Origin of the sequence: Paraburkholderia lebeckiae (assembly GCF_014201005.1) — a bacterium.
In the GTDB taxonomy this organism is placed as follows: Bacteria; Pseudomonadota; Gammaproteobacteria; order Burkholderiales; family Burkholderiaceae; genus Paraburkholderia; species Paraburkholderia tuberum.
Genome location: NZ_JACHDK010000003.1, coordinates 243,424 through 269,334, shown reverse-complemented (window position 1 = coordinate 269,334; position 25,911 = coordinate 243,424). Strand labels below are relative to the sequence as shown.

Sequence of the window (25,911 nt, the reverse complement as noted above, 5' to 3'; positions counted from 1 at the left end):
GACGGGTTATTCGCCAATGGGCTTGCGCTTTTTCGTCAGTCGGCTGCAATTAGTCGTGCGCGTCGCGCGTCGATGCACTAGAACATAACTTCGTGCGCCGCGGCCGGCGAAGCCATTACCGGTTCGTCCTCGCCTCGCGCGAATCTTGCTACCCAAGATTTGCACGCTGTGGCCGCACCACTCGCGACAACGACGTCCACAGCGGCACGCAACGAGCAGCACCCACGAGCCGGGTCGGCGAATGCAGCCTCGAGCGCAGTCTGTCAGGCCGCCACGAATTACCGCCCGCGCATCTCGCCCACGGCATGCCTCAACTGCGTTTCATCGCGCATGCCACCGCCCGGCAGCAATCCCGCTCATCGAATGTGACTACTGGAGCCAGCATGACCCAGCCAGCCCTATCGCTCAGCAACTCGCCTTCCGAACTGCGTCGCGCCTTCGCCGCCGACGTGTACGCCGGTCTCACCCATACGCCGCAGAAAGAGCTGCCGTCGAAGTATCTGTACGACGAGGTCGGTTCCGCACTTTTTGAAGTGATTACCGTATTACCCGAATATGGCGTCACGCGCGCCGAAGAACGTCTGCTCGCGAAGCACGCGGCCGATATCGTCGAGCATTTGCCGCATGACGTAACGGTCGCCGAACTCGGCAGCGGCAGCGGCCGTAAAACGCGGCGCATTCTCGAGGCGCTGTGTAAAAAACGCCCTACTTCCTACTGCCCGATTGAAATTTCGCGCAGTGCGTTGCAGTTGTGCCGGCGCGAACTCGGCGACATCGAGCGGATTTCGATCGTCGGTTATGAACGCGACTATCTGGCCGGTCTCGCCGAAGTGAGCCGGCAGCGCGCGCCCGGCGACCGCTTGCTCGTGCTGTTTCTCGGCAGCACGATCGGCAACTTCGGCAGGCTCGCGGCGACGCGTTTTCTGCGCGAGATCCGCAACATGCTCGCGCCCGGCGACGCGCTGCTGCTCGGCACCGATCTGATCAAACCCACGCCGGTGCTGGTCGCAGCCTACGACGACGCGATCGGCGTAACCGCGTCATTCAATCTGAACCTGCTCGCGCGCATCAACCGCGAACTCGACGGCGACTTTCCGCTCGATGAATTCGAGCACGTGGCGCGCTTCAATCCGGACGCGCGCAGCATCGAGATGCATCTGCGCGCGAAGCGCGATATCACCGCTCACGTGCGCGCCGCAAAGCTGACGGTGTCGCTGAAGGAAGGCGAGACGATCTGGACCGAAAGCAGCCACAAGTATCGCGCGGAAGAATTGCCCGCGATCGTCGATGGCGCCGGCTTCGTGTGCAGCCATCAATGGATCGAGGATGAGTGGGGATTCGCGGAGAGTTTGTTGGTGGCCCGGTAGGCGCTGACCACGCGGCAAATAACGGCCGATAAAGGCATCAACGAAAAAGCGGCGCGCCCTCCTCTGGTCGGCGCGCCGCTTTTTTAACTCGCGCGGCTCGAGCTCAATGCTGCTCGAAGCGCTCGTAACGCCTGTCCGTCGGGCGCTCCTCGCCCCTCACTTCGGTCACGCGCGCCGCCGGCGGTCCGTGACGCAGCCACGACAACATCCGGTCGATCTGATTGGCCGGTCCCTGCAACATCGCCTCGACCGAACCGTCGTCGAGATTCGCGACCCATCCCTTGATGCCGAGCGCGTGCGCCTGGCGCACCGTCGCAAGCCGAAAGCCAACGCCCTGCACGGTGCCGCGCACTCGCGCGTAATACGTTTCGATCCGCTCATCCAGATCCGGGGCCATGCCGCTACCTCCTTTTAATGCCTGACAGTCTTTCAAGCCGGCATTCTAGTCGCGTCGCGGCGAGCGTGCTGGAGAACGCCCATCCTTTGCGCGCGCCACGTACAATCCGTCGACCGTCACGCAGGAAATGGAAACAGAATGACCGAACAGCATCGCGATCTCGTGCTCGTGACCGGCGCGTCCGGCTTCGTCGGCTCGTCGGTGGCGCGCATCGCGCAGAGCAAGGGCTTTCGCGTACGAGTGCTGGTGCGCGCGACGAGTCCGCGCAAGAACGTCGAATCGCTCGACGCGGAAATCGTCGTCGGCGACATGCGCGACGAAGCATCGATGCGCAACGCGCTGCGCGGCGTGCGCTATCTGCTGCACGTGGCCGCCGATTATCGGCTGTGGGCGCCGGACCCTGGCGAGATCGAGCGCGCGAATCTCGAAGGCACCGAGGCGACGATGCGCGCGGCGTTGAAGGAAGGTGTGGAACGCATCGTGTATACGAGCAGCGTCGCCACGCTGAAGGTGACGAGCTCCGGCCAGTCCGCCGACGAAACCTCGCCGCTTCGCGCCGACCAGGCGATCGGCGTCTACAAGCGCAGCAAGGTGCTCGCCGAGCGCGCGGTCGAGCGCATGATCGCCGAGGACGGTCTGCCCGCGGTGATCGTCAATCCATCGACGCCGATCGGCCCGCGCGACGTGAAACCGACGCCCACCGGACGCATCATTCTGGAGGCGGCGCTCGGCAAGATTCCCGCATTCGTCGATACGGGGCTGAACCTCGTGCACGTCGACGACGTCGCCGCCGGTCATTTCCTTGCGCTCGAACGCGGCAAGATCGGCGAGCGCTATATTCTGGGCGGCGAAAATCTGCCGTTGCAGCAGATGCTCGCCGATATCGCGGCGTTGACCGGCCGCAAGGCACCAACACTGAGCCTGCCGCGCTGGCCGTTGTATCCGCTCGCGATGGGCGCGGAAGCGGTCGCCAAATTCACGAAGCGCGAACCTTTCGTCACCGTCGACGGACTGAAGATGTCGAAGAACAAGATGTATTTCACGTCGGCGAAGGCGGAACGCGAGCTGGGGTATCGGGCGCGGCCTTATCGCGAGGGGCTCGCCGACGCGCTCGAATGGTTCCGGCAGGCGGGGTATCTGAAGCGGTGATCAAGGGATAAGTGCACGGTTAAGTGAAGGGCTGAACAGCGGCCGTAAGCATTTTGTTACAAGTCCCGCGCCGGCGACGGGTCCAAGCCCGCGCGCAGCAGGTAAAATCGCGGGTCCTACCTGAGAAACCTCGCATGAATCTTCACGAACAGCTCGGCGCGCTGGAAATGGGCGTCGACCAGCTCATTCAGGCTGTCGTGGCCACGCAGGCCGAGAACACTCCCGAGACAAGCGCTGACGCTGCGGCATCGCCCGCAGCGGTGGAGCATGCCGCGCACGCCGCAGCGGCGCAAGCGGCAGCGGAACAGCACGCGAGCATCGAAGCAAACGCAGAAGCAAACGCAGAAACGAACGCCGAAGCGATCGATAAGCCGGCCGCCCCGCAATTCCAGCCGACGCTCGAAATCAACCGCCCCGCGCGCGACGAAATCACGATGACGATCGGCAACCAGACCGTCGCGCTACGCCCGGATCAGATCAGCCGGCTGATCGAGGAACTGTCGAACGCACGGGCGTCGATGACGCCGGAGCAGCCGCAAGGCATCCCGCCGGGCTGGCAGTTCGTCTCGACGAAGAATCCGATGATGGCCGTGCAGAAGCAGTCGAACGGGGACCGCTTGCTGGTGATGCGCCACACCGGCCACGGCTGGGTGCCGTTCACGTTCTCGCCGGACATCGTGATCCAGATGTACATGATGCTAACGAACGCGTGATGAACCGCGCTACGTAAAAAAGCGGCCTGGAGCCGCTTTTTTTACGTCTGCCTTCTGCATCCGACGAGCGCTTCGGCCATCGCCAGACATCAGCGCTCCTGCACTGGTGCCTGCACGCGCGCCTTCCACTGCCCACCCTTGCCACGCCAGTAGCGCACCGCCGATGCGAACGTTGCGCCGACATAGAACAGCGCCACGAGCGGCAGAAACGGCGCCCACAGCGGTGAGCGCCGGTAGTAGACGAGCATCGGCGCATACGCGCAGCACATCGCCGCCCACGCGATCCAGGCCGGCCAGCCGAGCGGCCCGAGGATCAACGCCGCGACCGGCGGCAACAGATAGATGATCGCCATGCCGACGAGCGTGCCCGCGAGCAGTAGCTGCGAGTAGCGCAGCTGCGTGAACGCGGTGCGCGCGATCATGTTCCAGATGTCGCGCCAGCTATCGTAGGGACGCAGCGACACGCTCTTCGCCGCCACATCGAGCCGGATCGGATGACGGCCGGTGCCACGATGCTTGATGCGCGCGGCAAGACTGCAATCGTCGATCAGCTCGGCGCGAATCGACTCGATGCCGCCCGCTTCCTCGAGCGCCGCGCGGCGCACCAGCATGCAGCCGCCCGCCGCGGCCGCGGTGCGGTTGCGTGGATTGTTGACCCACGCGAACGGATACAGCTTCGCGAAGAAGAACACGAAGGCCGGAATCAGCGCCTTTTCCCAGAGCGAATCGCAGCGCAGCCGGACCATCAGCGAGACGAGGTCGCGCTTTTCGGCATCCGCGCGCGCGACGAGCTGCGTCAACGCCTCGGCGGGATGGCCGATGTCGGCATCGGTCAGCAACAGGAATTCGGCCGGCAGATCGAGCGTGCGCACCGCCTCGATGCCCTGCGACTGCGCCCACACCTTGCCGGACCAGCCCGGGGGCAACGGCTTCGCGCTCAGCACGGTGAGGCGCTCCGGACATTGCAGCCGCAGCGCTGCTGCACGCGCGGCGTCGCCGGTGCCGTCGGTGCTGTGATCGTCGACGACGATCACGTGGAACGCGCCTGCATAGTCCTGCTTGAGCAGCGACGTGACCGCCTCGGCGATCACGTCGACTTCATTGCGCGCCGGTACGACGGCCGCGACGGCCGGCCATGCGTCGCGCGTCGCGATGGCCAGCGGCGCGGCGGGGCGCGCGCGCCAGAAGCCGCCACGCGCGAACAGCAGCACGCACCAGATCAGCAGGGAAACACACGAAAGAACGAACAGGACCGCCGCCATTAAGCATTACCCTCGATTGAGCGCGCCGCCATGCCGACGCGTCTGGATAGTCGCATTTTCAGGGTGCGCGCCGCCACCACGCACCAGTCGAACGGATTGAGGACCGGGCGCGCGCGGAACACATCGTAATCCGCGCGCTCGATGCGCTCGAGAAACCGAAAGCCTGCATGCACCGCGCCGCACAGCTCGATGCCGAGCCGCCCCGGCATGCGCAGCGCGAGCGGTGCGCCGCGGACCAGCGTGGCGCGCACGAACGCGATTTCATACGCCATCAGCGCGTGCCACGCATCGTCGACGACACCATCGGCAATCTGCGCCTCGGTCACGCCGAAGCGGCGCAAATCGGCTTGCGGCAGGTACACGTGCTGTCGTTGCCAGTCGGCGGCGACGTCGAGCCAGAAGCTGATCAGCTGCGACGCCGTGCAGATCGCGTCGGCGTCGGCAAGATTGTGCGGCGTCGCCGCGCCCACCAGATGCAGCAGCAGATGCCCGACCGGATGCGCCGAGCGGCGGCAATAGTCGACGAGCGCGGCGCGATCCGCATAGCGATTCGTATCGATGTCCTGCGCGCAGCCGTCGAGCAGATCGTAGAACGGTTCGAGCGGCAGCTCGTATTGCGCGATCACGCCAGCGAGCTTGCCGAACAGCAGCGCATGCACGGGCGCGGCGCGCCGTTGCGCGATCGCGTCGAGCCCGGCGCGGAAATCGGCCAGCCGGGCATGCCGCTCGACGGCGTTCCACTGGCCTTCGGCGGAGATATCGGCCGCAGTGCGCACGACCTGATAGATAATACCGACAGGCGCGCGTAGGGCCTTAGGCAGCAACACGCTCGCGATCGGAAAGTTTTCGTGCTGATCGACGTCCATCCAGCGAGCCTCGAAACTATTCTGTAATGCAGCGCGATGTCCGCGCCGCGGCAAGGATCGGTAGTTTAAGGGTTCCGTCGTGACGGTGCAGTGTGCGTCATGGTCGGGCGCGTTACGAGGCAATCCCTCGCTGGCTCCTTACATCTTCGTAACGCTCGCCGCCCCGGTCGTCCGCACGACCCAGCGGCTGCGGCAAGCGGCCAACACACGGGCCACAGCAAAAAGCAAAGTGGCCCCGATAGCGTTAGAATGCGCGTTTGGTTTTGCTGTACCGGCCGGTCGCCGGGGCTCAAGACGTCAACTAATCAAGATGGGCGCGGCGATAAAGTCGGTTTCACGACTTCTTCGAAACCCGCGTTAGTCGGAGTTCGCCAACTTATGCGAGTCATCCTTGCTCAGCCCCGCGGCTTTTGTGCGGGCGTGGTCCGCGCAATCGAAATCGTCGATCGTGCGTTACAGCAACACGGCGCGCCCGTGTATGTCCGCCACGAGATTGTCCATAACCGTCACGTGGTCGACAATCTGCGCCAGAAGGGCGCGCGTTTCGTCGAGGAACTCGATGAAGTGCCGCAAGGTGCCGTCGCGATATTCAGCGCGCATGGTGTTGCGCAAACCGTCGAACGTGATGCCGAAGCGCGCGGCCTCGACGTGCTCGACGCAACCTGCCCGCTCGTGACCAAGGTGCACGTACAGGGTCGTCAGTACGTGGCCGCCGGCCGCACGCTGATCCTGATCGGCCACGCCGGCCATCCCGAAGTGGAAGGCACGATCGGCCAGATTCCCGGCCGGGTGCTGCTCGTGCAGAGCGAGGCAGAAGTCGCGAAACTCGAGTTGCCGGTCGATGCGCCGCTCGCCTACGTGACGCAAACCACGTTGTCGGTCGACGACACGCGCGGCATCATCGACGCGCTGCTACGCCGCTTTACCGACATCGTCGGTCCCGACACGCGCGACATCTGCTATGCAACGCAGAACCGCCAGGCGGCGGTGCGCGAGTTGAGCAAAGAGGTCGACGTGCTGCTGGTGGTAGGCGCGACCAACAGCTCGAACTCGAACCGGCTGCGCGAAATCGGCAGCGAGAGCGGCGTGGCGAGCTACCTCGTCGCCGACGGCTCCGAAGTGAAGCCGGAATGGTTCGCCAACGTGCACACGGTCGGCATCACGGCCGGCGCGTCGGCGCCCGAAGAAATGGTCGAAAACGTAATCGATGCGCTACGCGCATGGGGGCCCGTCGATGTCACGACGATGGCGGGCCGTGAAGAAAAAGTCGAATTCAAGTTGCCATCGAAACTGATGCAACCACTCGCTGCACGCGAAGTTTAAGGAGGACGCCTTGTCTATTCCGCTGCTACAGAAAGTCCGCGTCGGCGCATACATCATGCGCCAGCATCTCTCCGGCAACAAACGCTATCCGCTCGCCCTGATGCTGGAGCCGCTGTTTCGCTGCAATCTCGCCTGCAATGGCTGCGGCAAGATCGACTATCCGGATCCGATTCTGAACCAGCGTCTGTCGCTGGAAGAATGCCTGCAGGCCGTCGACGAATGCGGTGCGCCGGTCGTGTCGATCGCGGGTGGCGAGCCGCTGCTGCACAAGGAAATGCCGCAGATCGTCAAGGGCATCATGGCGCGCAAGAAGTTCGTGTACCTGTGCACGAACGCGCTGCTGATGGAAAAGAAGATGGACGACTACGAGCCAAATCCGTACTTCGTATGGTCGGTTCACCTTGACGGCGACAAGGAAGCGCACGATCACTCGGTGTCGCAGGAAGGCGTGTACGAGAAGGCCGTGGCCGCGATCCGCGAAGCGAAGCGCCGCGGCTTCCGCGTGAACATCAACTGCACGCTGTTCAACGACGCGCAGCCGGAACGCGTGGCGAAGTTCTTCGACACGTTGGGCCCGATGGGCGTCGACGGCATCACGGTATCGCCGGGTTATGCGTATGAGCGCGCGCCGGATCAGCAGCACTTCCTGAACCGCGACAAGACCAAGCAACTGTTCCGCGAAATCTTCAAGCGCGGCAACAACGGCAAGAACTGGTCGTTCAGCCAGTCGGCGATGTTCCTCGACTTCCTCGCGGGCAACCAGACCTACGAATGCACGCCGTGGGGCAACCCGGCGCGTACCGTGTTCGGCTGGCAAAAACCGTGCTATCTGGTCGGCGAAGGCTACGTGAAGACCTTCAAGGAACTGATGGAAACCACGGACTGGGACAAGTACGGCACCGGCAACTACGAGAAGTGCGCGGACTGCATGGTCCACTGCGGTTTCGAAGCGACGGCCGTGATGGACACGGTTTCGCATCCGCTGAAGGCGCTGAAGGTCAGCATGCGCGGCCCGAAAACCACGGGCGCGTTCGCGCAGGACATTCCGCTCGACAAGCAGCGTCCCGCCGAGTACGTGTTCTCGCGTCACGTCGAGATCAAGCTCGAAGAAATCACGCGCGCCGGCAAGGGCAAGAAGGTGGAGACCGCGACGGCCGCGCACTGAGGCGTTCGACAGGAGAGCGGCCGCGCGCCGCCTCTGTATTGCGCATGATCGTTAAGCGCAAGCAGCTCGAAAAAAGAGCGCGGTGGCCAATCAAGGCCACCGCGCTTTTCTTTTACCGATGAAAACTTCCGTCGACCGACCCGCTTACGCGCCGCGTGCATTATGCGCGGTCAGGAATTTGATCAGCCCGTCGATGCCGCCTTTGGCGATCTGGTCGGCGAACTGCGTCTGATACACCTGGATCAGCCACGCGCCCATCATGTTGATGTCGTAGATCTTCCAGCCCGACGGCCCCTTGGTGAGCCGGTAGTCGATCGCGTCATCGCCGCCGTTGCTGATCACGTGCGATTGCACGACGATGTCGCTCGCGCCGCCTTCGCTGACCGGCGCAAACTGGAACTTCACGTCCTGGTCGCGCAGTTGTGACAGCGATGCGGCATAGGTGCGCGTGAGCAGCAGCGTAAACTGCTCGTACAGTTGCTTCTGCTGCTCCGGCGTCGCGGTCGCCCACGGCTTGCCTACCGCGATACGTGTGGTGCGCTGAAAGTCGGTGGCGGGCAGGAAGTGCGTCTGGACGACCTGGGTGATCTTCGCCATGTCGCCGCCGCGCGCCTGCGGGTCAGCCTTCATTGCGCTCACCGTGCCCTGGACTGCACTTTTTACCACCGCGTCGGGCGCGCTCTGCGCAAACGCCGCCGTGGACACCACGGCCGCAGCCACAAAAGCAGTCAGATATCGTTTCATACGCTTGTCACGACTCGAAAGAAGTAGCGCCGACGGGCCGCAGCCCCGCGGCTAAAGAGGGGTACACCAGTATAGCGGGGATTACGTTCCCATCCGGACGAAGCCGTCAGGAGCCGTACTTGCTACCGAAGTCGGGCTTGCTTGCCCGGGCTCTGTATACTTATGCACCTTCGTCAAAAACAACATCCGTGATAAGGCCGCGTCCGCCTACATGCTGAAGTCATCTATCGTCCGTCTCGTCGCGTATTCGGTGCGTCATCCGCTGAGGATCATCGCGCTGTCGATCGTGCTCGCTGTCCTGAGCGGCATATACGTCGCGCATAACTTCAAGATCAACACGGACATCAGCCGTCTCATCGAGACCGACAGGCAATGGGCGGCAGTCCAGAACGCGCTCGACGCCGCCTTCCCCGACCGTGGCGACACCGTGCTGGTGGTGGTCGAGGCGCGCGCGCCCGAATTCGCCGACGCCGCCGCCAACGCGCTGACCGCCGCGCTCAGAGCCGATCCGAAGGAGTTCACGTCGGTCTCGCAGCCCGCCGGCGGCCCGTTCTTCGAACACAACGGCCTGCTGTTTCCGTCCACCGACGAGGTGATGTCCACCACCTCGCAACTCGTGCAGTCGCGCCCGCTCGTCAATCAACTTGCGCATGATCCGAGCCTGACCGGTCTCGCCGGCACGCTGAATACGACGCTGCTGCTGCCGCTGCAACTCGGCCAGGTCAAACTCCCTGACATGAGCCGGCTGCTTGCGCAAAGCGCGAACACGCTCGATCGCGTGCTGGCCGGCCAGCACGCCGCGTTCTCGTGGCGCGCGCTCGTCGATAAAAGCGCCGTCACCGATCCGGCGCGCTCGTTTGTCGTCGTGCAGCCGGTCGTCAACTACGACGCGCTGGAGCCGGGCGCGAGCGCGTCGAGGGCGATTCGCGCAACCGCGGTCTCGCTGCATCTCCAGGAGCGCTACGGCGCAACGATACGCCTGACCGGCGAGCAGCCGCTCGCCGACGAGGAGTTCGCGTCAGTGCAGGACGGCGCGGTGCTGAACGGCATCGGCACTTTCATCGTCGTCCTGATCATTCTGTGGCTCGCGCTGCGCTCAGGCCGCATGATCGCGGCCGTGTTCATCACGCTGTTCGTCGGCCTCGCGATCACGGCCGCGCTCGGCCTGTTGATGGTCGGCGCGCTCAACATGATTTCGGTCGCGTTCATGGTGCTGTTCGTCGGGCTCGGCGTCGATTTCGGCGTGCAGTTCGGCGTCAAGTATCGCGAGGAGCGCAACCGCGACGACCGGCTGTCGGCCGCGCTGATGCACACCGCGCACAGCATCGGCGTGCCGCTCACGCTCGCGGCCGTGGCAGTCGCGCTGAGCTTCTTCTCGTTCCTGCCGACCGCTTATCGCGGCGTGTCGGAGCTTGGCCAGATCGCGGGCGTCGGCATGTTCGTCGCGTACTTCACCAACATGACCTTGCTGCCAGCGCTGCTCAAGCTCTTCAATCCGCCGGGCGAAGTCGCCTCGCCCGGTTTCAAGCAGCTCGAGCCCGTCGACGACTTCCTCGACCGCCATCGCAAGCCGGTGTTGATCGGCACGCTGCTCGTCGTGATCGGCGCGACACCGCTGCTCACGCACCTGCGTTTCGACTTCAATCCGCTGCATCTGAAGGACCCGCACACCGAGTCGATGGCAACGTTGCTGTCGCTGAAGGATTCGCCCGAAGCCGCGGTGAACAACGTGCAGGCGCTGGCGCCGTCGCTTGCCGACGCCGACGCGATGGCCGAGCGACTGCGCAAGCTGCCGGAAGTGGGCCGCGTCAACACGCTGAGCACCTTCGTGCCGGCCGACCAGCAGCAGAAGATGATGCTGATCGCGAGCGCCGCGCAACAGCTGCTGCCGGCGCTGCAACAGCAGCCCGCGCCGCAAGCCACCGACGAGTTGCGCGTCGCCGCATTGAAGCGCGCAGCGAATCAGTTGTCGCTCGCGGCCGAGGACCATCCGGGCCCGGGCGCGGCGGACGCGCAGCACCTGTCCGCGACCTTGCAAAAGCTCGCCGCCGCCGACGCCGCCACGCGCGATCGCGCCGAAGTCGCGATGTCCGACACGCTGCGCATCGCCTTGAAGCAGCTTGAGAACCTTCTGCAGCCGACCGAAATAACCCAGCAGACCCTGCCGCCAGGCATCACCGCGATGTGGATCGGCAAGGGCGGTCATGCGCTCGTCGATATCGCGCCGAAGGTGCCCCCCGGCGTCGATCCAAACGACGACCAGATGCTCGCGCGCTTCGCGCACGCGGTGAAGAGGGCGGAGCCGGGCGCGATCGGCGGACCGATCTCGATCCTGCATTCGGCCAACACGATCATCAAGGCGTTCCTGCAGGCGGCCGTCTATGCGCTGCTGTCGATCGCCGTGCTGCTGTGGATCGCGCTGCGCCGTGTCGGCGACGTACTGCGCACGCTGGTGCCGCTGCTGGTGTCCGCGATCGTCACGCTCGAGCTGTGCGTGGTATTCGGCATGCCGCTGAACTTCGCGAACATCATCGCGCTGCCGCTGATGCTCGGCGTCGGCGTCGCGTTCAAGATCTACTTCGTGATGGCGTGGCGCCACGGCCAGACCGGCCTGTTGCAGTCGAGCCTCACGCATGCGGTGCTGTTCAGCGCCGCCACAACGGCCACCGCGTTTGGTAGCCTGTGGCTGTCGCACCATCCGGGCACGTCCAGCATGGGGAGGCTGCTCGTGCTTTCGCTGTTCTGCACGCTGATCGGCGCGGTGGTTTTTCAGCCGGTACTGATGGGCAAGCCGCGTCAACGTCGCGGGAAGCAAAAAGGAATATAAGCATGAAGCTGCGTAACACCGCGCTGGCGCTCACCGCCGCGGGTCTCATTTCCGGCTGCGCGACCGCTCCGGACCGCAAGCCGGGCGATCCGTTCGAGCCGGTGAACCGGGTGATCTTCAATTTCAACGACGGAGTCGATCGCTATATCGCGGTGCCGGTCGCGAAGGGCTACCAGAAAGTGACGCCGCAGCCGCTGCGCACCGCCGTCAGCAATTTCTTCTCGAACCTCGGCGACCTCACCAACGCCGCAAACGCGCTGCTGCAACTGAAGATCACCGATGCGACCGAAGACATCATGCGCTTCGCGTTCAACTCGGTGTTTGGTATTGGCGGCCTGCTCGACTGGGCGACGCCGGCCGGTCTGCCCAAGCATCATCAGGACTTCGGTCTGACGCTCGGGCATTGGGGCATTCCGTCGGGTCCGTATCTGGTGCTGCCGCTGTTCGGGCCGAGCACGGTGCGGGACAGCATGGGGCTCGTCGTCGATGTGAAGTTCAATCCGCTGAACTATATCGAACCCGCGACCCGCAATCCGCTGTACGTGCTGCAGTTCGTGAGCACACGTTCGGATCTGCTCGGCGCGACCAGCCTTCTGGAGCAGGCCGCGCTCGACAAGTACTCGTTCGTGCGTGATGCCTTTGTGCAGCAGCGCCTTGCGCGGCTGCGCGGCACGAGCAATAACCCTCCGCCGCTGCCGAACTACGACGATCACGGCGATACGGGCCCGGCTGCTGCCCCAGCGGCAGGCGCGCCGGCGGGCGGCCTGCCGAATTACTCCGATCCGGGCGATGTGGGCGAGACGCCCAATGGCGCTTCGGGAACGGGCGGCGCGGCCAAGGGCGCGCCCGGCGCGCTGCCGAATTACAACGATCCGGGTGAGTCCTCGCCGGCGCCCAATGGGGCTTCCGGTGGAGCGACCAACGCGCCCGGTGGGGATCTGCCGAACTACACCGATCCGGGTGACAGTGGCGCGGACGCTACGCCAGCCGTGCCTGCTGAGCCGGCGTCGGCCCCGCAATAGCGCTCCAGGGGATCTGGGAACCGGCCGCCGCGCCGGCCCTGTCCTGGCGCTTCAGTCCAGCGCTACAAGGCACAGCGGACGCCCTCGATGGGTGCCCTGCGTGGAAGTACAGCCAAACGGCGCCCGACCAAGCCCACGGGCATCGCTGCAACCCGCTCAGTGCAGGCTCTCGACTTCGCTGCGCGCCGCGACCCGATCTTCCTCGACCGCCTCGACTGGTGCCGTTTGCGGCACTGGCTTGGAGTTCGCGCGGTAGTGAGCGAACTGCTCGTCCGCATAACGGATCCGCGTGCGGCCATGTGGCACCGGATCTCCGTTTTCGTCGAGATTGACGAATACCATTTTCTCCACCGTCAGAATGCTCTTGCGTGTGATCTTGTTGCGCACTTCGCAGCGCAGCGTGATCGACGTGCGGCCGAAATGCGTGGCGGTCATGCCCAGTTCGATGATGTCGCCCTGGCGTGCCGAACTGACGAAGTTAATCTCTGACATGAACTTGGTCACGACGCGCTGATTGTCCAGCTGAGAGATCGCGTAGATCGCGGCTTCTTCGTCGATCCAGCGTAGCAGGCTGCCGCCGAACAATGTCCCGTTGGGATTCAGGTCTTCGGGCTTGACCCATTTTCTCGTGTGGAAATTCATTTGGTACTCCGTGTCTGAGGCTCCCGGGAGGGCGCGTCATGCGCCGGAACCCAAGGGTTAACACTAACATACCAAAAGTAGGGGTTTTCCCTGACATTTCAGAATTGCATAATTAATCGTGCTGATAGTCTCGGGATCCATGATGGACCACCGCTAGTGGTCAACCGCTTCGGGCGATGGCTACGACTCGAGTCGTCGCTCCAGGGGCGGGTCACGCACACGCTAGCGACTGGCTGCCGGCCCCGGACGCGCTCGGAATGGCTAACCGCCATTTCCCGTCGCGCAATTGTTGACGCCCGCGATCCGCAGCGCGCCGCCCTTCCCCAAGGCCTCCCGCGCCTCGACCAGCGTAGTCCGCGCGGCACGCGCATCACCGGCGAGTCGCAGCAGCGCGCCGAGTTGCGACGGTTGCCGCAGCAGTTCGCGCAGAATCGGCCCCAGCGCCGTGGTGCCGTCGTCGCGCAAGCCCGCCGTCGCGGCGGGCGGAAGCGTACGCCAGGCCGGATCGACGATCGCGCGACACACGACGAACGGCAGACCGTGCGCGGCAGCGGTCGCGCCAGCGATATGCGATTCCATATCCACCGCGAGCGCGCCGGTCGATTCGTGCAGCGCGCGTTTGTCTTCGGCGGTGATCAGCGGCGCGGCGACCGCCGCCATCGCGCCACGGCGCAGACGTCCCGCGAGCCCTTCGGCGGTCACGGCGGCGGCGATCCGCTCCGTCCACGGCCAATCCGTATCGATACGCCCGAACGGCCCATGCACGGCATCCGCGACGATCAGCGCGCCCGGCTGCAGATCCGGCGCGAGCCCACCCGCCGTGCCGAAACTGACGATCCCCGCCGCGCCGCGAGCGACCGCGGCGTTCAGCGCGCGCTCGAGCAGATCGGCGCGCGCCGCGTACACGACCTCGACGCGCTCGCTGCCGTCGCCGCGCGCGATGCGCGCTTCGAACGCCATGCCCGTCACGACGATCACAGGCAAGCCGCTATCGCCCGTCCCCACGGACGGCGTCATCGACACGGACATCTGTCACATCCCGACCGTGACGCGCGTGAGCCCATTGCGCTTCAGATGACGGAAGCGCGCGAGCGCCCACAGCGGGAAGAACTTGCGATAGCCGTGGTAGCGCAGATAAAAGACGCGCGGAAAGCCGGTCGCGGTAAACCGGGTTTCGTCCCACAGCCCATGCTCGCGCTGCTCACGCTGCAGATAGTCGATACCGCGCGCCACCGCCTCGTGATCGACCTCCCCCGCCGCCATCAGTCCGAGCAGCGCCCAGGCTGTCTGCGACGCGGTGCTCGGCGCACGCTCGTAGCCGCGATAGTCGAGCTTGTAGCTCTCGCCGCCCTCGCCCCAACCGCCGTCGTCGTTCTGGATCGACACGAGCCATTGCACCGCGCGCCGCATGCGCGGGTCGTCGTGTGGCATGCCGGCCGCGTTCAGCGAGCACAGCGCGGTCCATGTGCCGTAGATGTAGTTCAGGCCCCAGCGGCCGTACCAGCTGCCGTCCGACTCCTGCTCCTGCAGCATGTAGTCGAACGCGCGGCGCGCCGGCTCGCTGCTTTGCGGCAGCTCGCCGAGCTGCGCGAACATCGACAGACAGCGGCCCGACACGTCCGCGGTCGGCGGATCGAGCAGCGCGCCGTGGTCCGAGAACGGGATGTTGTTCAGGTAGTACTGCGTGTTTTCCGGCTCGAACGCGCCCCAGCCGCCGTCGCTGCTTTGCATGCCGACCACCCATTCGCGCGCGCGGGCAATTGCTTCGCGATCGACATCGGATTGCGTGAGCGCCGCCGAACGATACATCGCCATCGCGACCACCGCGGTATCGTCGACATCCGGGAAATGCGCGTTGTTGTACTGGAACGCCCAGCCGCCCGGCCGCACGTTGGGGCGGCGCGAAATCCAGTCGCCGCGCACGTCGAGAATCTGCAGCGGACGCAGCCACGCGAGCCCGCGTTCGGCCGCCTGTTCGGCGCGCGCTTCGCCGGTTTCGAGCAAAGCGTGCGCGGCGAGCGACGTATCCCACACCGGCGACAGACACGGCTGGCAATAAGCTTCGTCGTCCTTGATGACGAGCAGCTTGTCGAGAGATTTGCGAGCGATCGCGCGATGCGGATGATCGGCCGGATAGCCGAGCACGTCGTACATCATCACCGAGTTGGCCATCGCCGGGAAAATCGCGCCGAGGCCGTCCTCGCCGTTCAGCCGTTCGTCGACGAACGCGACCGCCGCGCGGATCGCGCGCTCGCGGGTCGCCTTCGGCAACAGGCCATCGACCGCGCGCAGCACCGAATCGACACAACGGAACAGGCCGAACCAGCCCGCGTGCTGATGCGGGGCGCGCTCGTTCATGCCGGCGTTCACCGGCGCGCCGCGGAACAGCTCGTCGATGCGCACCTTGCGCGGATTACGCGCGAGCGGCCGCTTCGCGTTGAGCACCAGCAGCGGCACGATCACCGTGCGCGCCCAGTACGACACCTTCGACAGATGGAACGGGAACCACACCGGCAGCAGCATGATCTCGACCGGCATCATCGGCACCGCGCGCCACGACACCACGCCAAAGAGGGCGAGCAGGATTCGCGTGAACACGTTCGCGTGTTCCGCGCCGCCGTGCGCGAGGATCGCGTCGCGCGCGCGCACCATGTGCTCGGCATCGACCGGGTCACCGATCATTTTCAGCGCGAAGTACGCCTTCACGCTCGCGCTGACGTCGAGCGCGCCGTCGGTGAAGAGCGGCCAGCCGCCGGTCGGCAACTGGATGCGGCGCAGATAACGCGCGATCTTCTGTTCGAGTTCGAGGTTCGGCGTTTCGCCGAGATAGTGGACCAGCAACACATATTCGGCCGGAATCGTCGCGTCGGCTTCAAGCTCGTAGACCCAATGGCCGTCCGGCTGCTGCGCGGCCAGAATCGCATCGGTCGCGCGCGTGATCGATGCGTCGAGCGGGCTCGCGCCCCGCACGGGCGCCGGCGTTGCGGTTGCCAATGCGTCCGCCACGGCGGGCGCGTTGGCAACCACGGCAGCTTCGGCCAGGTTCGGCGCCGCATCGGCGGCTTCGGGCAGCGCCGCGTCGAGCGGCTGGGTGTGAGATAAGTCGTTCATCTGCGTTCCATCGGTTGATTCAGCAGCGTATCCGCGGCCTTCTGGCCGGAGCGGATCGCGCCTTCGAGCATCGCGGGCAGGCCGGTGGCCGTCCAGTCGCCCGCGAGCACCAAATTGTTCCAGCGAGTGCGCGTGCCCGCCCGCAATGTCTCCTGCGCGGGCAGCGCGGCAAACGTCGCGCGCGATTCCATCACCACCTGCCAGCGCGGCAGCGGCGCGACCGGCAGATTGACCGCCTGCGCGACTTCGGCCCAGACGGTCGCCGCCAGCACGTCATGCGGCGCGTCGACGAGCCGCTCGGCGCCGTTGAGCGTCACCGACAGGCGGTCGTCGAACGCAAACAGCCATTCGGCCGTTCCGTTCAGCAGCGCGGTGATCTGCGGCAGGCCGAACGGCGGCTCGACCGCGAAATGCACGTTGAGCACGGCCGCGAAACGCGTTGGCGCGCGCAGGCCCGGCACGAGAGCCACCGCGGCTTCGGGCGGCAGCGCGAGAATCACCGCCTCGTTCGCGCCGAGCGCGATGCTCTCATCGTCGAAATGCAGCGCCTGCACACGGGCCGGGTCGGCCGCGAACGTGATGTCGCGCAGACGCGAACCGAGCCGGATCGTCGCGCCGCCATGTTGCAGCAGACGCAGCGCCGGATCGACGAACGCGCTGCCAAGACCATTACGCGCGACCAGCGGCCGGCACGCGAGCCCGCCCGCGAGCAGCGTTTCGCGCACGAGCGCGCCGGTCAGTTCGGCCGACGCGTCGCGCGGCTCCAGATTCAGCAGCACATGCAGCAGCGGCCGCAGCAGCCGTTCCCACAGCGGACCGTCACAGCGCATCGTCTGCGCGACGCTGCGGCCCGGTTTCGCAAACAGCAGCGGCACGAGCGACAGGTAATCGGTCGGACCCGTGTTCGGCACGCGCGCGCGCGGATCGAAAATCCACCACGGCAAACTCCCCGGCGACAGACGCACGCTCCAGCGCGAACGCGTGGCCAGATCGACGAACCGATACTCGGGCTGCGCGGAGCCGACCAGTTCGTCGGCGGCGCCGATGGCGCGCACGTAGTTGAGCGTCGCGGCATTGGCCGACAGCACGATGTGATTGCCGCTGTCGAGCGTCGCACCGAGCTTCGCGTCGTAGTACGAACGGCAGCGGCCGCCCGCGTGATCCTGCGCTTCGTGCAGCACGACCCGCGCGCCGCGTCGCTGCAACTGCACAGCGGCGGCGAGCCCGGCCACGCCCGCGCCGACCACGTGGACGAGCTTCGGCATCAGCTCAGAAAAGCGCGTAACGCGCGACGATCCACAGCAGGCGCAGCTTCGGCTTGCCGACCTTCGTGCGCGGAACGTCGAAGCCGCGCTCCAGCGTGCGCTCGAGCAGCACGCGATAGACGCCCGACATGATGCGCGGCGCGCGCACTCGAGCGCGCGGCTCGCGATCCATGATCGCGTCGGACTCGGCGAAGTGCTGCTTCGCGCGCTCGGCGAGCGTCGCGCAGACGCGCGGCAGCGTCGGATCGTCGGCGATCTGCCGCGGGTCCGTGGCCGCGATGCCTTCGCGCGCGAGCAGCTCGCGCGGCAGATAGCAGCGGTTGATGACGGCGTCTTCGTCGATATCGCGCAGGATGTTGGTGAGCTGCAGCGCGCGGCCGAGATGGTGCGCGAGCAGCCGCCCCGGCTCGTCACGCATCCCGAATATCCTCACCGACAGACGGCCGGCCGCGCTCGCGACGCGGTCGCAATACAGGTCGAGCGTGGCGTCGTCGGGCGCGCAGATGTCGGCGGCGGCATCCATCGCCATGCCGTCGATCATTGCGTGAAAATCCTCGCGTTGCAGATGAAACGTGTGAATGTGCCGCGTCAGCGCGCACAGCGACACACGCGGCTGGCCGGCGTAGCAAGCGTCGATGTCGGCACGCCATTGCTCGAGCCCGGCCGCGCGCTCGGCGCGCGGCAGGTCGCTGTCGGCGATGTCGTCGACGGCGCGGCAGAAGGCGTAGACCTGGTACATCGCATCGCGTTGCGCCGCCGGCAAGATGCGCATCGCAAGATAAAACGAGCTGCCGGACGTGGCGGTAGCGGCGTCGATTTCAGTATCGTCCACGACAAGATTGGAAACAGCCAAGACGATCTCCGCTGGAGGCGCCCGCTGAAAGGCGTTCAAAAAGGTTTTTATGCCAACCCGCAGGGCAGTGGGTCCGCGCGCGCGGACACGCGCGAAACATCCGGCTGGGCGGCCGGAAACGGCGAAAAGTATAGCAATCTTTGCCGGTGACCGCAGGTTCGCCGGTCAAAAGGGGGACGGGAAGGAAGGCAGCCGGGCGCGGGGCGGCGGGCTCGACCGCACCGCCCCCGCTAGCGAATCAGGCTCCCGCGAGCCGGAACGCGACCGCGCAGTTGCGGCCCTGACGCTTGGCGCTATACAGCGCCGCGTCGGCCTCGTTGATGAGCACGTCGTAGGCGGGCACGCCGGCGCGCGCCGTCGCGCCGCCGAGGCTCGCCGTGACCGGCACGCTGGTGCCGATCAGCTCGACCGGCGTTTCCTCGATCACGCGACGGATCTTCTCCGCCACCAGCATGGCGTCGTCGAGCGGCGTGCACGGCAGCAGCAGCGCGAACTCCTCGCCGCCGAAGCGCCCGAACGTGTCCTGTGCGCGCACCACGCCGGCGACGCGCTGCGCCATCACACGCAGCACCGTATCGCCGACGCCATGACCGAACTGGTCGTTGATCTTCTTGAAGTGATCGAGGTCGAACAGCAACATCGACATGTCGCCGCCGTAGCGCTGCCAGCGCGTGAACTCGTCGCGCAGCCGCGTTTCGAAAAAGCGCCGGTTCGCGATACCGGTCAGTCCGTCGCGATTCGCGTACTCCTGCAGCTTCGCAACCGCCTCCTCGCGTTCGCGCTGCACGATGCTCACATGGGTCACGTCGGAGATCGTCACGCACACGGCCACCACTTCGCGACCGCGCATCAGCGGCATGAACGTGCAGTCCTGCTGCATGAAGTCGACCCCACCGGTGATCGGCCGGTCGTGATCGAACTTGAACAGATACGGGCGCTGCTCCCACGAGCTGAACGCAAAGCTGCCGAGCTGAAACACGCTCTCGATCTTGCGCGACAGCCACACGCGCGGCAGCTCCGGAAAGTTCTGGTAGATCGAGTGGCCGACCACCTGCTCCGCTGACAGGCCGCTATGGTCCTGCATGAAGCGATTCCACATCAGCACGTTCAGTTCACGGTCGAGCACGAAGATGCCAAAACCGACTCGCTCGACCACGAGGTCGCTCAACGATTCCACGGAGACGTTCATATACTGGACAGCAGCGCATCGAGCGCTTCATTCATGTGTCGGATTGATTCTTCGGCCATCAGCATCACCAGATGCGCGCGAAAACTTTGATGTTCGAGCGCGAAATTTACTTCGACGAGCAGCGCCACCTGCCATTGCAGCACGCCGGGCTGGAACACTTCGTCGAGCGTCAGCGTGTCGCCGAGCATGCCCGGCGCGGAAAACACCGGCGTGCGGCCGAGCTGGTCGAGTATCGACGACACGCACGCGCCGGACAGCAGGTTCGCGACGTCGAGCATCAGTTCGCGCTCGCCGATCTCCTCGTAGCTCGAACGCGCGTACGGGTCGCGGACGAGCGAACACAGCTGCGCGATGCTGTCGCTGCGGCAGATCACCAGCACCTCGCCCTTGATGTCCGAGCGAAAGCCCTGACGCACCGCGCTGACCGTGTCGTCGATATGGGTCATCTCGCGCAGCGTGCGCGCCGCGTCGCTCACCGCGACCATCCGCACCCGCGGCACCGACAGCTCGATGAACGAATCGAGCAGGCCCGCGAGCCGCGTCGCGGCCAGGCCCATCGCGAGATTGGCGATTTCCTGCAGCGCGTCGCGCTGGTCTTCGGTGAAGGCGGGCTCAGACATACAAGCCGTACTCCTTGAGGATGGGCAGGACCGCCTCCGGCGTCACCGGCTTGGCGATGAACGCGATCGCGCCGAGCTCGCGCACGCGCTCCTGGGCGAGCGGCTGCACGTCGGCGGAAACGACGATCACGAAGGTGTTGAGGTCCTCGTGCTGCAACGCTTCGAGGACCTGGTAGCCGGTCATGTCGGGCATCGTCAGGTCGAGGAACATCACCGATGCCTTGCCCTCGCGATACAGCGCGAGCGCCTCGTGCCCGTTCGTCGCGTAGGACACGTCGACTGCCCAGTCGGGCGGCAGTGCCTTCGTGAGCAACTTGCGGGCGAGCAGCGAATCGTCGGCGATCACAATGGGCAGCATGGCAACGGTGGGTCGGGCGTATTGGGCGGTCGGATAAAGGAATCGGCTGGTTCGTCTGCGCGCTTTCCGCGCCTGGTTGTGTGCGTATTTCGTTCGTCACGACAGCGGAGGGTGGCACTCCTTCGCGTGATGCCGACCGATGCGCGACCAGGTACAGTGGCGCCTGTCGAATTGCAATTGCCTTTGGCGAGAGGGGTGCGAATGCAGCAGGCCGCGTTTGGCGGACCTTGGCGATCCGGCGCACAGAGGTGGCAACGGCCCTTTTTATCGTGGCGAGGATTGTCGAAGCAAAGTCGCGCAAAAGCAACTCGCCAGAATCACTGACGGTAACGATCTGTTTCTGTGCTAGGCGAATTTAAGAAATAGATCTATCGTCGAGGCGGACTTTCTTTTACCTTTATCCTTTTGTGTACGTTTGCGCTTCCCGATTCGTCGCTGTTTTAAAGCCGCTCTTAAAGAACGGGCGGCACGGCGGACGCCCATCCCCAACGCTTCGCGGCAAATTATTCCGTGCTGCGTCTATGCTTGTTCAGAAGGCGGCATGGTGCCGGCAACGGCCCGATACGGGGCTGCCACATCCGAACGACTTTTCGCGTCAACGACAATGACATCAGACCGGGTCGATTCCGCGCGCGCGGGCCGTCTTCCGCGTCGTCCTGCCCGCGAGCAGGACGACGCGTCGTTTCCCGCCGTGCCGGAACAGAATTTCCAGGTGCGTCGCATCACGCTGATCGCGCTGCTGGTCGCGGCGATCGTGCTGCCGTTCGTCTACGTCGCGGCGATGGCATTCGCCGATCTGCGCTCGCGCGAGGCCGACGCGACCGATCTGGCGCTGCGCACGGTGCGGGTCGCCGAAGAACACGCGTTGAAGGTGTTCGACATGAACGAGACGCTGAACTCGCGCATCGTCGATCTGACCGAAGGCCTCGACGACGACGGCATCCGCGCGCGCGAACACACGATTCACGACAAGCTGCGCACGATGGGCGGCGGCTATCCGCAGGTAGCCTCGGTGTCGATCTTCGGCCAGCAGGGCGCGCTGCTCGTGAGCAGCCGCCTGTATCCGTCGCCGGAAATTTCGATCGGCCAGCGCGACGATTTCGTCGGCATCCGCGACGGCAACGTGCTCGAACGCGTGTCGAAAGTGATGACGGGGCATGTGAGCGGCGAGCAGGTGTTCAACATGGGCGTCGAGCGCCAGGCGCCCAATGGCTCGTTCGCGGGCGTCGTATCGGTCGCGCTGCGGCCCAGCTATTTCGACGCGTTCTATCGCGAGTTGCTCGGCAGCAGCGACGCTACGCCAATCATCATGAGCCTCGTGCGCACCGACGGCGCGGTGCTCGCGCACTACCCGCGCGGCCCTCGCGAGCCGACCGCGCTTGCGTCCGATTCGCCGTTCGCCGAAGCGGTCAGGCAGGGGCAGCGCTCCGGCGTCGTGCGGATGCGCTCGAGCTTCGCCGGCGGCAACCTGATCGTCGCCTTCCGGCACATCGGCTCGTATCCGGTCTACGTGCTGTGCGGCTATCGCACGTCGGCGATCTGGGCCGCCTGGTACAAGCACCTGAGCGTGCTGGTCCTGTCGATGTTCACGCCGTCGATCGCGCTGTGGTGCGTGATCTGGCTGTCGCTGCGCCGCCTCGGCGCCGAAGAGGAAGCGTGGCAGCGTTGGCAGGCCGAGGCATCGATGCGCCGCTCGATCGAATCCGCGTACCGCCAGTCGCGCAAGATGGAAGCGCTCGGCACGCTGGTCGGCAGCGTCGCGCACGACTTCAACAACCTGCTGATGATCCTGTCGGCCAACGTGCAGATCGTGCGACGGCGCGGCGTCGGCGGACTGGAGCGCGAACTGTCGGCGATGGAGCGCGCACTGAAGAGCGGCCAGTCGCTGACGCGGCAGCTGCTCGGCGTCGCGCGCAAGCAGCCGCTGCGCACCGAGACGCTGTCGCTCGAACGCTGGCTGCCGTCGTGCCGCGAACTGCTGCGCGCGTCGCTCGGCGCGAAGGTGTCGCTCGTGATCAATAGCGGCATTGATACCTGGCCGGTGCGCGTCGACGTCGCCGAGCTCGAGCTCGCGCTGATCAACGTCGCCGTCAATGCGCGCGATGCGATGGCCAACGGCGGGCGCTTCACGGTGCGCGCGAGCAATGTCGTGTTCCGTCACGAGGACGGCTTTCCGCTGACCGGCCAGTTCGTGCAACTGTCGCTCGAGGACACCGGCGCCGGCATGGCGCCCGACGTGCTCGCGCGCGCGTTCGAGCCGCTTTTCACGACCAAGCCCAAAGGCATGGGCACGGGACTCGGATTGCCGCAGGTCTTCGCGTTCTGCGAGGGCTCGGGCGGGCTAGCGGCAATCGACAGCGCGATCGGCGCGGGCACCTCGGTGCGGCTCTATCTGCCGCGCGCGTCGAGCGAGCCGCACACGGCCGGACCTGCAGAAGCGCTAGCGACCGAAAGCGGCGTGCCGCAGGGTCTGCGCGTGCTGCTCGTCGAGGACAACGAAGAAGTCGCCGCCGGCACCGAGGCGCTGCTGCAGATGATGGGTCATCAGGTCACCTGCGTGTTCAACGCCGACACGGCGCTGCGTGTACTCGACGACGCCCGCGCGAAGCGCGCGAGCACCGGCGGGCCGCTGCCGTTCGATCTGGTGCTGTCGGACATCCACATGCCCGGCAAGATGAACGGCATCGATCTGGCCGAAGCGGTGCTCAGGTTCGACCCACAGCTGCCGGTCATCCTCGTCACCGGCTACGCGGAAGAGCTCGACCGCGCGCGGCACGCGAACGTGCGCGTGCTGTCCAAGCCGTTCGATATCGGACTGCTGGAGCAACTGCTCGAAACGATCCAGCACGACGCCGTGCAAACGAGCAACGATGCCGCCACGCATCCGGCCGATACCTGATGTCGACGATATGTCGGCGGCATTTACCAGGCCTTGTAAAAAGCGCGGCGCTTACACGCCGCGCTTTTTTCATCGTGAGCCCGCGTCATGCGTGGCACGCCGGGCAGCGGGGCGCCGCGTGTGGGACGCGGCACCGCCGCGCGGCGGTGCGGGGGCATGAAGCTTGCTTGCCCGCAGACGACAAGGGGACGACGCCGCGAGCGCCGCCCGTTCCAGCAGAACATGTCGGGAGACAACCATGCAACATACCGTGATTGGTTTATTCGACACTTACATGCAGGCCGAAACCGCCCGCGACACGCTCGTGCAAACCGGCTTTGCGCGCGAGAAGATCGAGTTGCAGGCGAACGCCGAACCTTCGGTTGGCTCGGCCACCAGCGAAGTCGCCAACGCGGGCGTGCTCGCGAATATCGAGCGCTTTCTTGCCAGCCTGTTCTCGACCGGTCCGCGCCCATCGGACACTGCGCGTTATGCTGAGGCGATGAGGCGCGGCGCGGTGCTCGTGTGCGTCCACGCGGCGAGCGAGTCGCATGCGGAGCTGGCGCGCAATACGCTCGTGCGGCTCGGCGCGACGGATATCGGCGACCGCCCGCCCGAAGCGGACACGCCGGTCGCCACCGCCCGCGACCACTCGATACTCGATGAGCTGGGCATCGGCGCGGTGATGCCGGGAACGCCGCGCACGTCGAGCGTAACGACCGAGGCGGGTGCGACGCCCGGGATGCGCGACACCACCGCGACACCGGGGGCGGCGGGCGTGAGTTCGAGCAGCGGCGCAGCGGGTGCGGCGGCCATGACCGAATCGACCGGAATCGCCGGCGCGACGGGCGCCACTTCGGCGACCGGTACGACCGCACCCGACACCATGCCCACTCCCGACACCCCGCGCCCTGATCCGCTGACCGCCATGCCGCCGGCGGACATCGGCGCCGCCGCCAAGCCGTTCGCGCCGCCGCCGATCAGCGAACGGCCGATGAGCGATCCGGTCAACGAACCCATCGTCGATCCGCTCGCCGGCGATGCGGGACGCAGCGCGATCGCCGCCGGCTCGGTACCGGGCTCGGGCGCGGTGATGCAGCCGTCCGACATCGTTCCCGAAGGCGGGCAGCCGGGCACCGGTCCCGGCGCCCAGATGCCGAACGAATATCTGGAATACGAAGAAGATTTCCGCACGCACTACGACGAGCAGTACGCCGCCGCGAACGCGCGCTACGAAGACTATGTGCCGGCCTATCGCTACGGCGCGGAGATCGCTCGCGACGCACGATTCCGCAATCGTCCGTGGGATGAGATCGAGCCCGAAGCACGCCGCCATTGGGAAACCACGTCGCCGGACAGCACGTGGGAGCGCTTCAAGCTCGCGGTGCGTCACGGCTGGGAGCGGGTGACCGGCCATCACCACGTGTAGGCGATGCGCCGAGCGACACGAACGCGGCCGCCTTACGCGGCGCGCGCGGCGTTCGCGTTGCTTCGGCGGATGGTCAGGACGCGGTCAGCGGCGCGAGGCTCGGCTACACCGCCCCGTGCCGCTTGATCCACGTGACGTAGCGGTCCATGAACGTTTGCAGAAACTTGCGCGTGCCGTCGTTGACAATCTCGCCTTTTTCGTTGATCACCGCTGGATCGTGCTTGATGAACACCTCGGGCTGCCCCATCGCCGCGACGTCGAGATAGGCGAGCACGTTGCGCAGATGCTGTTGAGCGAGCGCGCTACCGGTCGCACCGACCGAGGTGCCGATCACCGCGCCGGGCTTGTTGGCCCACGAGTTGGTGCCCCACGGCCGCGAACCCCAGTCGATCGCATTTTTCAGGACGCCCGGTATCGAGCGGTTGTATTCGGGAGTCACGAACAGCAGACCGTCCGCGGCTTGCACGCGCTCCTTGAGCTTCTTGCCGGCCTCGGGATAGTCGGCGTCGTAGTCCTGGGAGTACAGTGGCAAGGAGCCGATATCGATGTATTCGAAGGTGAAATCGGCTGGAGCAAGGGAAATCACCGCCTGAGCCAGCTGGCGATTGAACGAATCCCGCCGCAGGCTGCCGACGACTACTGCAATGTGATAGGCCATATTCGCTTCCTCAGGTAAGGCGCTCGACGCGCAGAGAGTACGAACTGTCCATCATAGGCAAAAGCCGCGCGAA

Annotated in this window: 22 protein-coding genes; 9 read left to right on the top strand and 13 right to left on the bottom strand. The window is 65.6% G+C overall.

The annotated features are described in order from the left end of the window. Window positions 1-383 precede the first annotated feature (383 nt). The gene (egtD, locus tag HDG39_RS07760) at window positions 384-1,367 is read left to right on the top strand and encodes an L-histidine N(alpha)-methyltransferase (RefSeq protein WP_018423989.1); all 984 of its coding nucleotides are present in this window, start codon (window positions 384-386) and stop codon (window positions 1,365-1,367) included. Between the two features lie 103 nt (window positions 1,368-1,470). Here the strand turns inward: egtD and HDG39_RS07755 are convergent, their stop codons facing one another. Next, the gene (locus HDG39_RS07755; protein WP_184004660.1) at window positions 1,471-1,764 is read right to left on the bottom strand and encodes an acylphosphatase; all 294 of its coding nucleotides are present in this window, start codon (window positions 1,762-1,764) and stop codon (window positions 1,471-1,473) included. Window positions 1,765-1,902: 138 nt separating this feature from the next. Here HDG39_RS07755 and hpnA point away from each other — a divergent pair, with 138 nt between their 5' ends. Further along, on the top strand, window positions 1,903-2,913 hold the full coding sequence (gene hpnA, locus HDG39_RS07750; RefSeq protein ID WP_184004657.1) for a hopanoid-associated sugar epimerase: 1,011 nt from the start codon (window positions 1,903-1,905) through the stop codon (window positions 2,911-2,913). 134 nt (window positions 2,914-3,047) lie between these two features. Beyond that, window positions 3,048-3,626, top strand: coding sequence for a hypothetical protein (locus tag HDG39_RS07745; RefSeq protein WP_184004654.1), 579 nt, complete (start codon window positions 3,048-3,050; stop codon window positions 3,624-3,626). 89 nt (window positions 3,627-3,715) lie between these two features. Here HDG39_RS07745 and HDG39_RS07740 read toward each other — a convergent pair whose 3' ends face one another. Both HDG39_RS07740 and hpnC read right to left on the bottom strand, forming a co-directional pair. Then, entirely contained in the window at window positions 3,716-4,888 is a 1,173-nt protein-coding gene (locus tag HDG39_RS07740; protein ID WP_184004651.1) for a glycosyltransferase, read from the bottom strand. Continuing rightward, on the bottom strand, window positions 4,888-5,754 hold the full coding sequence (gene hpnC, locus HDG39_RS07735; RefSeq protein ID WP_184004648.1) for a squalene synthase HpnC: 867 nt from the start codon (window positions 5,752-5,754) through the stop codon (window positions 4,888-4,890). Before hpnC ends, HDG39_RS07740 begins: the two co-directional genes overlap by 1 nt. A 378-nt stretch (window positions 5,755-6,132) precedes the next feature. Between hpnC and ispH the strand changes: the two genes are divergently transcribed. Both ispH and hpnH read left to right on the top strand, forming a co-directional pair. Then, entirely contained in the window at window positions 6,133-7,077 is a 945-nt protein-coding gene (gene ispH, locus HDG39_RS07730; RefSeq protein WP_184004645.1) for a 4-hydroxy-3-methylbut-2-enyl diphosphate reductase, read from the top strand. 10 nt (window positions 7,078-7,087) lie between these two features. After that, window positions 7,088-8,242 carry an adenosyl-hopene transferase HpnH gene (gene hpnH, locus HDG39_RS07725; protein ID WP_184004643.1) on the top strand — a complete coding sequence of 385 codons (1,155 nt, stop codon included), beginning with the start codon at window positions 7,088-7,090 and terminating at the stop codon, window positions 8,240-8,242. Window positions 8,243-8,386: 144 nt separating this feature from the next. Here the strand turns inward: hpnH and HDG39_RS07720 are convergent, their stop codons facing one another. Then, the gene (locus HDG39_RS07720) at window positions 8,387-8,986 is read right to left on the bottom strand and encodes an MlaC/ttg2D family ABC transporter substrate-binding protein (RefSeq protein WP_184004642.1); all 600 of its coding nucleotides are present in this window, start codon (window positions 8,984-8,986) and stop codon (window positions 8,387-8,389) included. 211 nt (window positions 8,987-9,197) lie between these two features. Between HDG39_RS07720 and hpnN the strand changes: the two genes are divergently transcribed. Next, window positions 9,198-11,813, top strand: a complete 2,616-nt coding sequence (hpnN, locus tag HDG39_RS07715; RefSeq protein WP_184004640.1) for a hopanoid transporter HpnN — start codon at window positions 9,198-9,200, stop codon at window positions 11,811-11,813. A 2-nt stretch (window positions 11,814-11,815) separates the two neighbouring features. Continuing rightward, the gene (locus tag HDG39_RS07710) at window positions 11,816-12,835 is read left to right on the top strand and encodes an MlaA family lipoprotein (RefSeq protein WP_184004638.1); all 1,020 of its coding nucleotides are present in this window, start codon (window positions 11,816-11,818) and stop codon (window positions 12,833-12,835) included. A gap of 156 nt (window positions 12,836-12,991) precedes the next feature. Here the strand turns inward: HDG39_RS07710 and HDG39_RS07705 are convergent, their stop codons facing one another. From HDG39_RS07705 to HDG39_RS07670, 8 genes are all read right to left on the bottom strand, one after another. After that, entirely contained in the window at window positions 12,992-13,477 is a 486-nt protein-coding gene (locus HDG39_RS07705) for an acyl-CoA thioesterase (RefSeq protein ID WP_184004636.1), read from the bottom strand. Between the two features lie 261 nt (window positions 13,478-13,738). After that, window positions 13,739-14,506 carry a phosphorylase gene (locus HDG39_RS07700; RefSeq protein WP_184004634.1) on the bottom strand — a complete coding sequence of 256 codons (768 nt, stop codon included), beginning with the start codon at window positions 14,504-14,506 and terminating at the stop codon, window positions 13,739-13,741. Window positions 14,507-14,509: 3 nt separating this feature from the next. After that, window positions 14,510-16,588 carry a squalene--hopene cyclase gene (gene shc, locus HDG39_RS07695; protein WP_184004631.1) on the bottom strand — a complete coding sequence of 693 codons (2,079 nt, stop codon included), beginning with the start codon at window positions 16,586-16,588 and terminating at the stop codon, window positions 14,510-14,512. After that, the gene (gene hpnE / locus HDG39_RS07690) at window positions 16,585-17,853 is read right to left on the bottom strand and encodes a hydroxysqualene dehydroxylase HpnE (RefSeq protein ID WP_184004628.1); all 1,269 of its coding nucleotides are present in this window, start codon (window positions 17,851-17,853) and stop codon (window positions 16,585-16,587) included. Before hpnE ends, shc begins: the two co-directional genes overlap by 4 nt. A 4-nt stretch (window positions 17,854-17,857) precedes the next feature. Next, window positions 17,858-18,706 (bottom strand): presqualene diphosphate synthase HpnD, encoded by an 849-nt coding sequence (gene hpnD / locus HDG39_RS07685; RefSeq protein WP_184004625.1) that lies wholly within the window; start codon window positions 18,704-18,706, stop codon window positions 17,858-17,860. A gap of 238 nt (window positions 18,707-18,944) precedes the next feature. After that, entirely contained in the window at window positions 18,945-19,895 is a 951-nt protein-coding gene (locus HDG39_RS07680; protein WP_018424005.1) for a sensor domain-containing diguanylate cyclase, read from the bottom strand. Beyond that, window positions 19,892-20,515 carry a chemotaxis protein CheC gene (locus HDG39_RS07675; RefSeq protein ID WP_184004622.1) on the bottom strand — a complete coding sequence of 208 codons (624 nt, stop codon included), beginning with the start codon at window positions 20,513-20,515 and terminating at the stop codon, window positions 19,892-19,894. The genes HDG39_RS07680 and HDG39_RS07675 overlap by 4 nt, the downstream gene beginning before the upstream one ends. After that, window positions 20,508-20,873, bottom strand: coding sequence for a response regulator (locus HDG39_RS07670; protein WP_184004619.1), 366 nt, complete (start codon window positions 20,871-20,873; stop codon window positions 20,508-20,510). The genes HDG39_RS07675 and HDG39_RS07670 overlap by 8 nt, the downstream gene beginning before the upstream one ends. A 604-nt stretch (window positions 20,874-21,477) precedes the next feature. On the opposite strand from HDG39_RS07670, the gene HDG39_RS07665 reads away from it, so the two are divergent. After that, a complete protein-coding gene (locus HDG39_RS07665) occupies window positions 21,478-23,772 on the top strand; it encodes a hybrid sensor histidine kinase/response regulator family protein (protein WP_184004616.1) in 2,295 nt (764 codons plus the stop codon). A gap of 238 nt (window positions 23,773-24,010) precedes the next feature. Continuing rightward, window positions 24,011-25,180, top strand: a complete 1,170-nt coding sequence (locus tag HDG39_RS07660; protein ID WP_184004613.1) for a hypothetical protein — start codon at window positions 24,011-24,013, stop codon at window positions 25,178-25,180. Window positions 25,181-25,283: 103 nt separating this feature from the next. Here the strand turns inward: HDG39_RS07660 and HDG39_RS07655 are convergent, their stop codons facing one another. After that, entirely contained in the window at window positions 25,284-25,838 is a 555-nt protein-coding gene (locus tag HDG39_RS07655; RefSeq protein ID WP_184004610.1) for an NADPH-dependent FMN reductase, read from the bottom strand. Window positions 25,839-25,911: the final 73 nt, after the last annotated feature.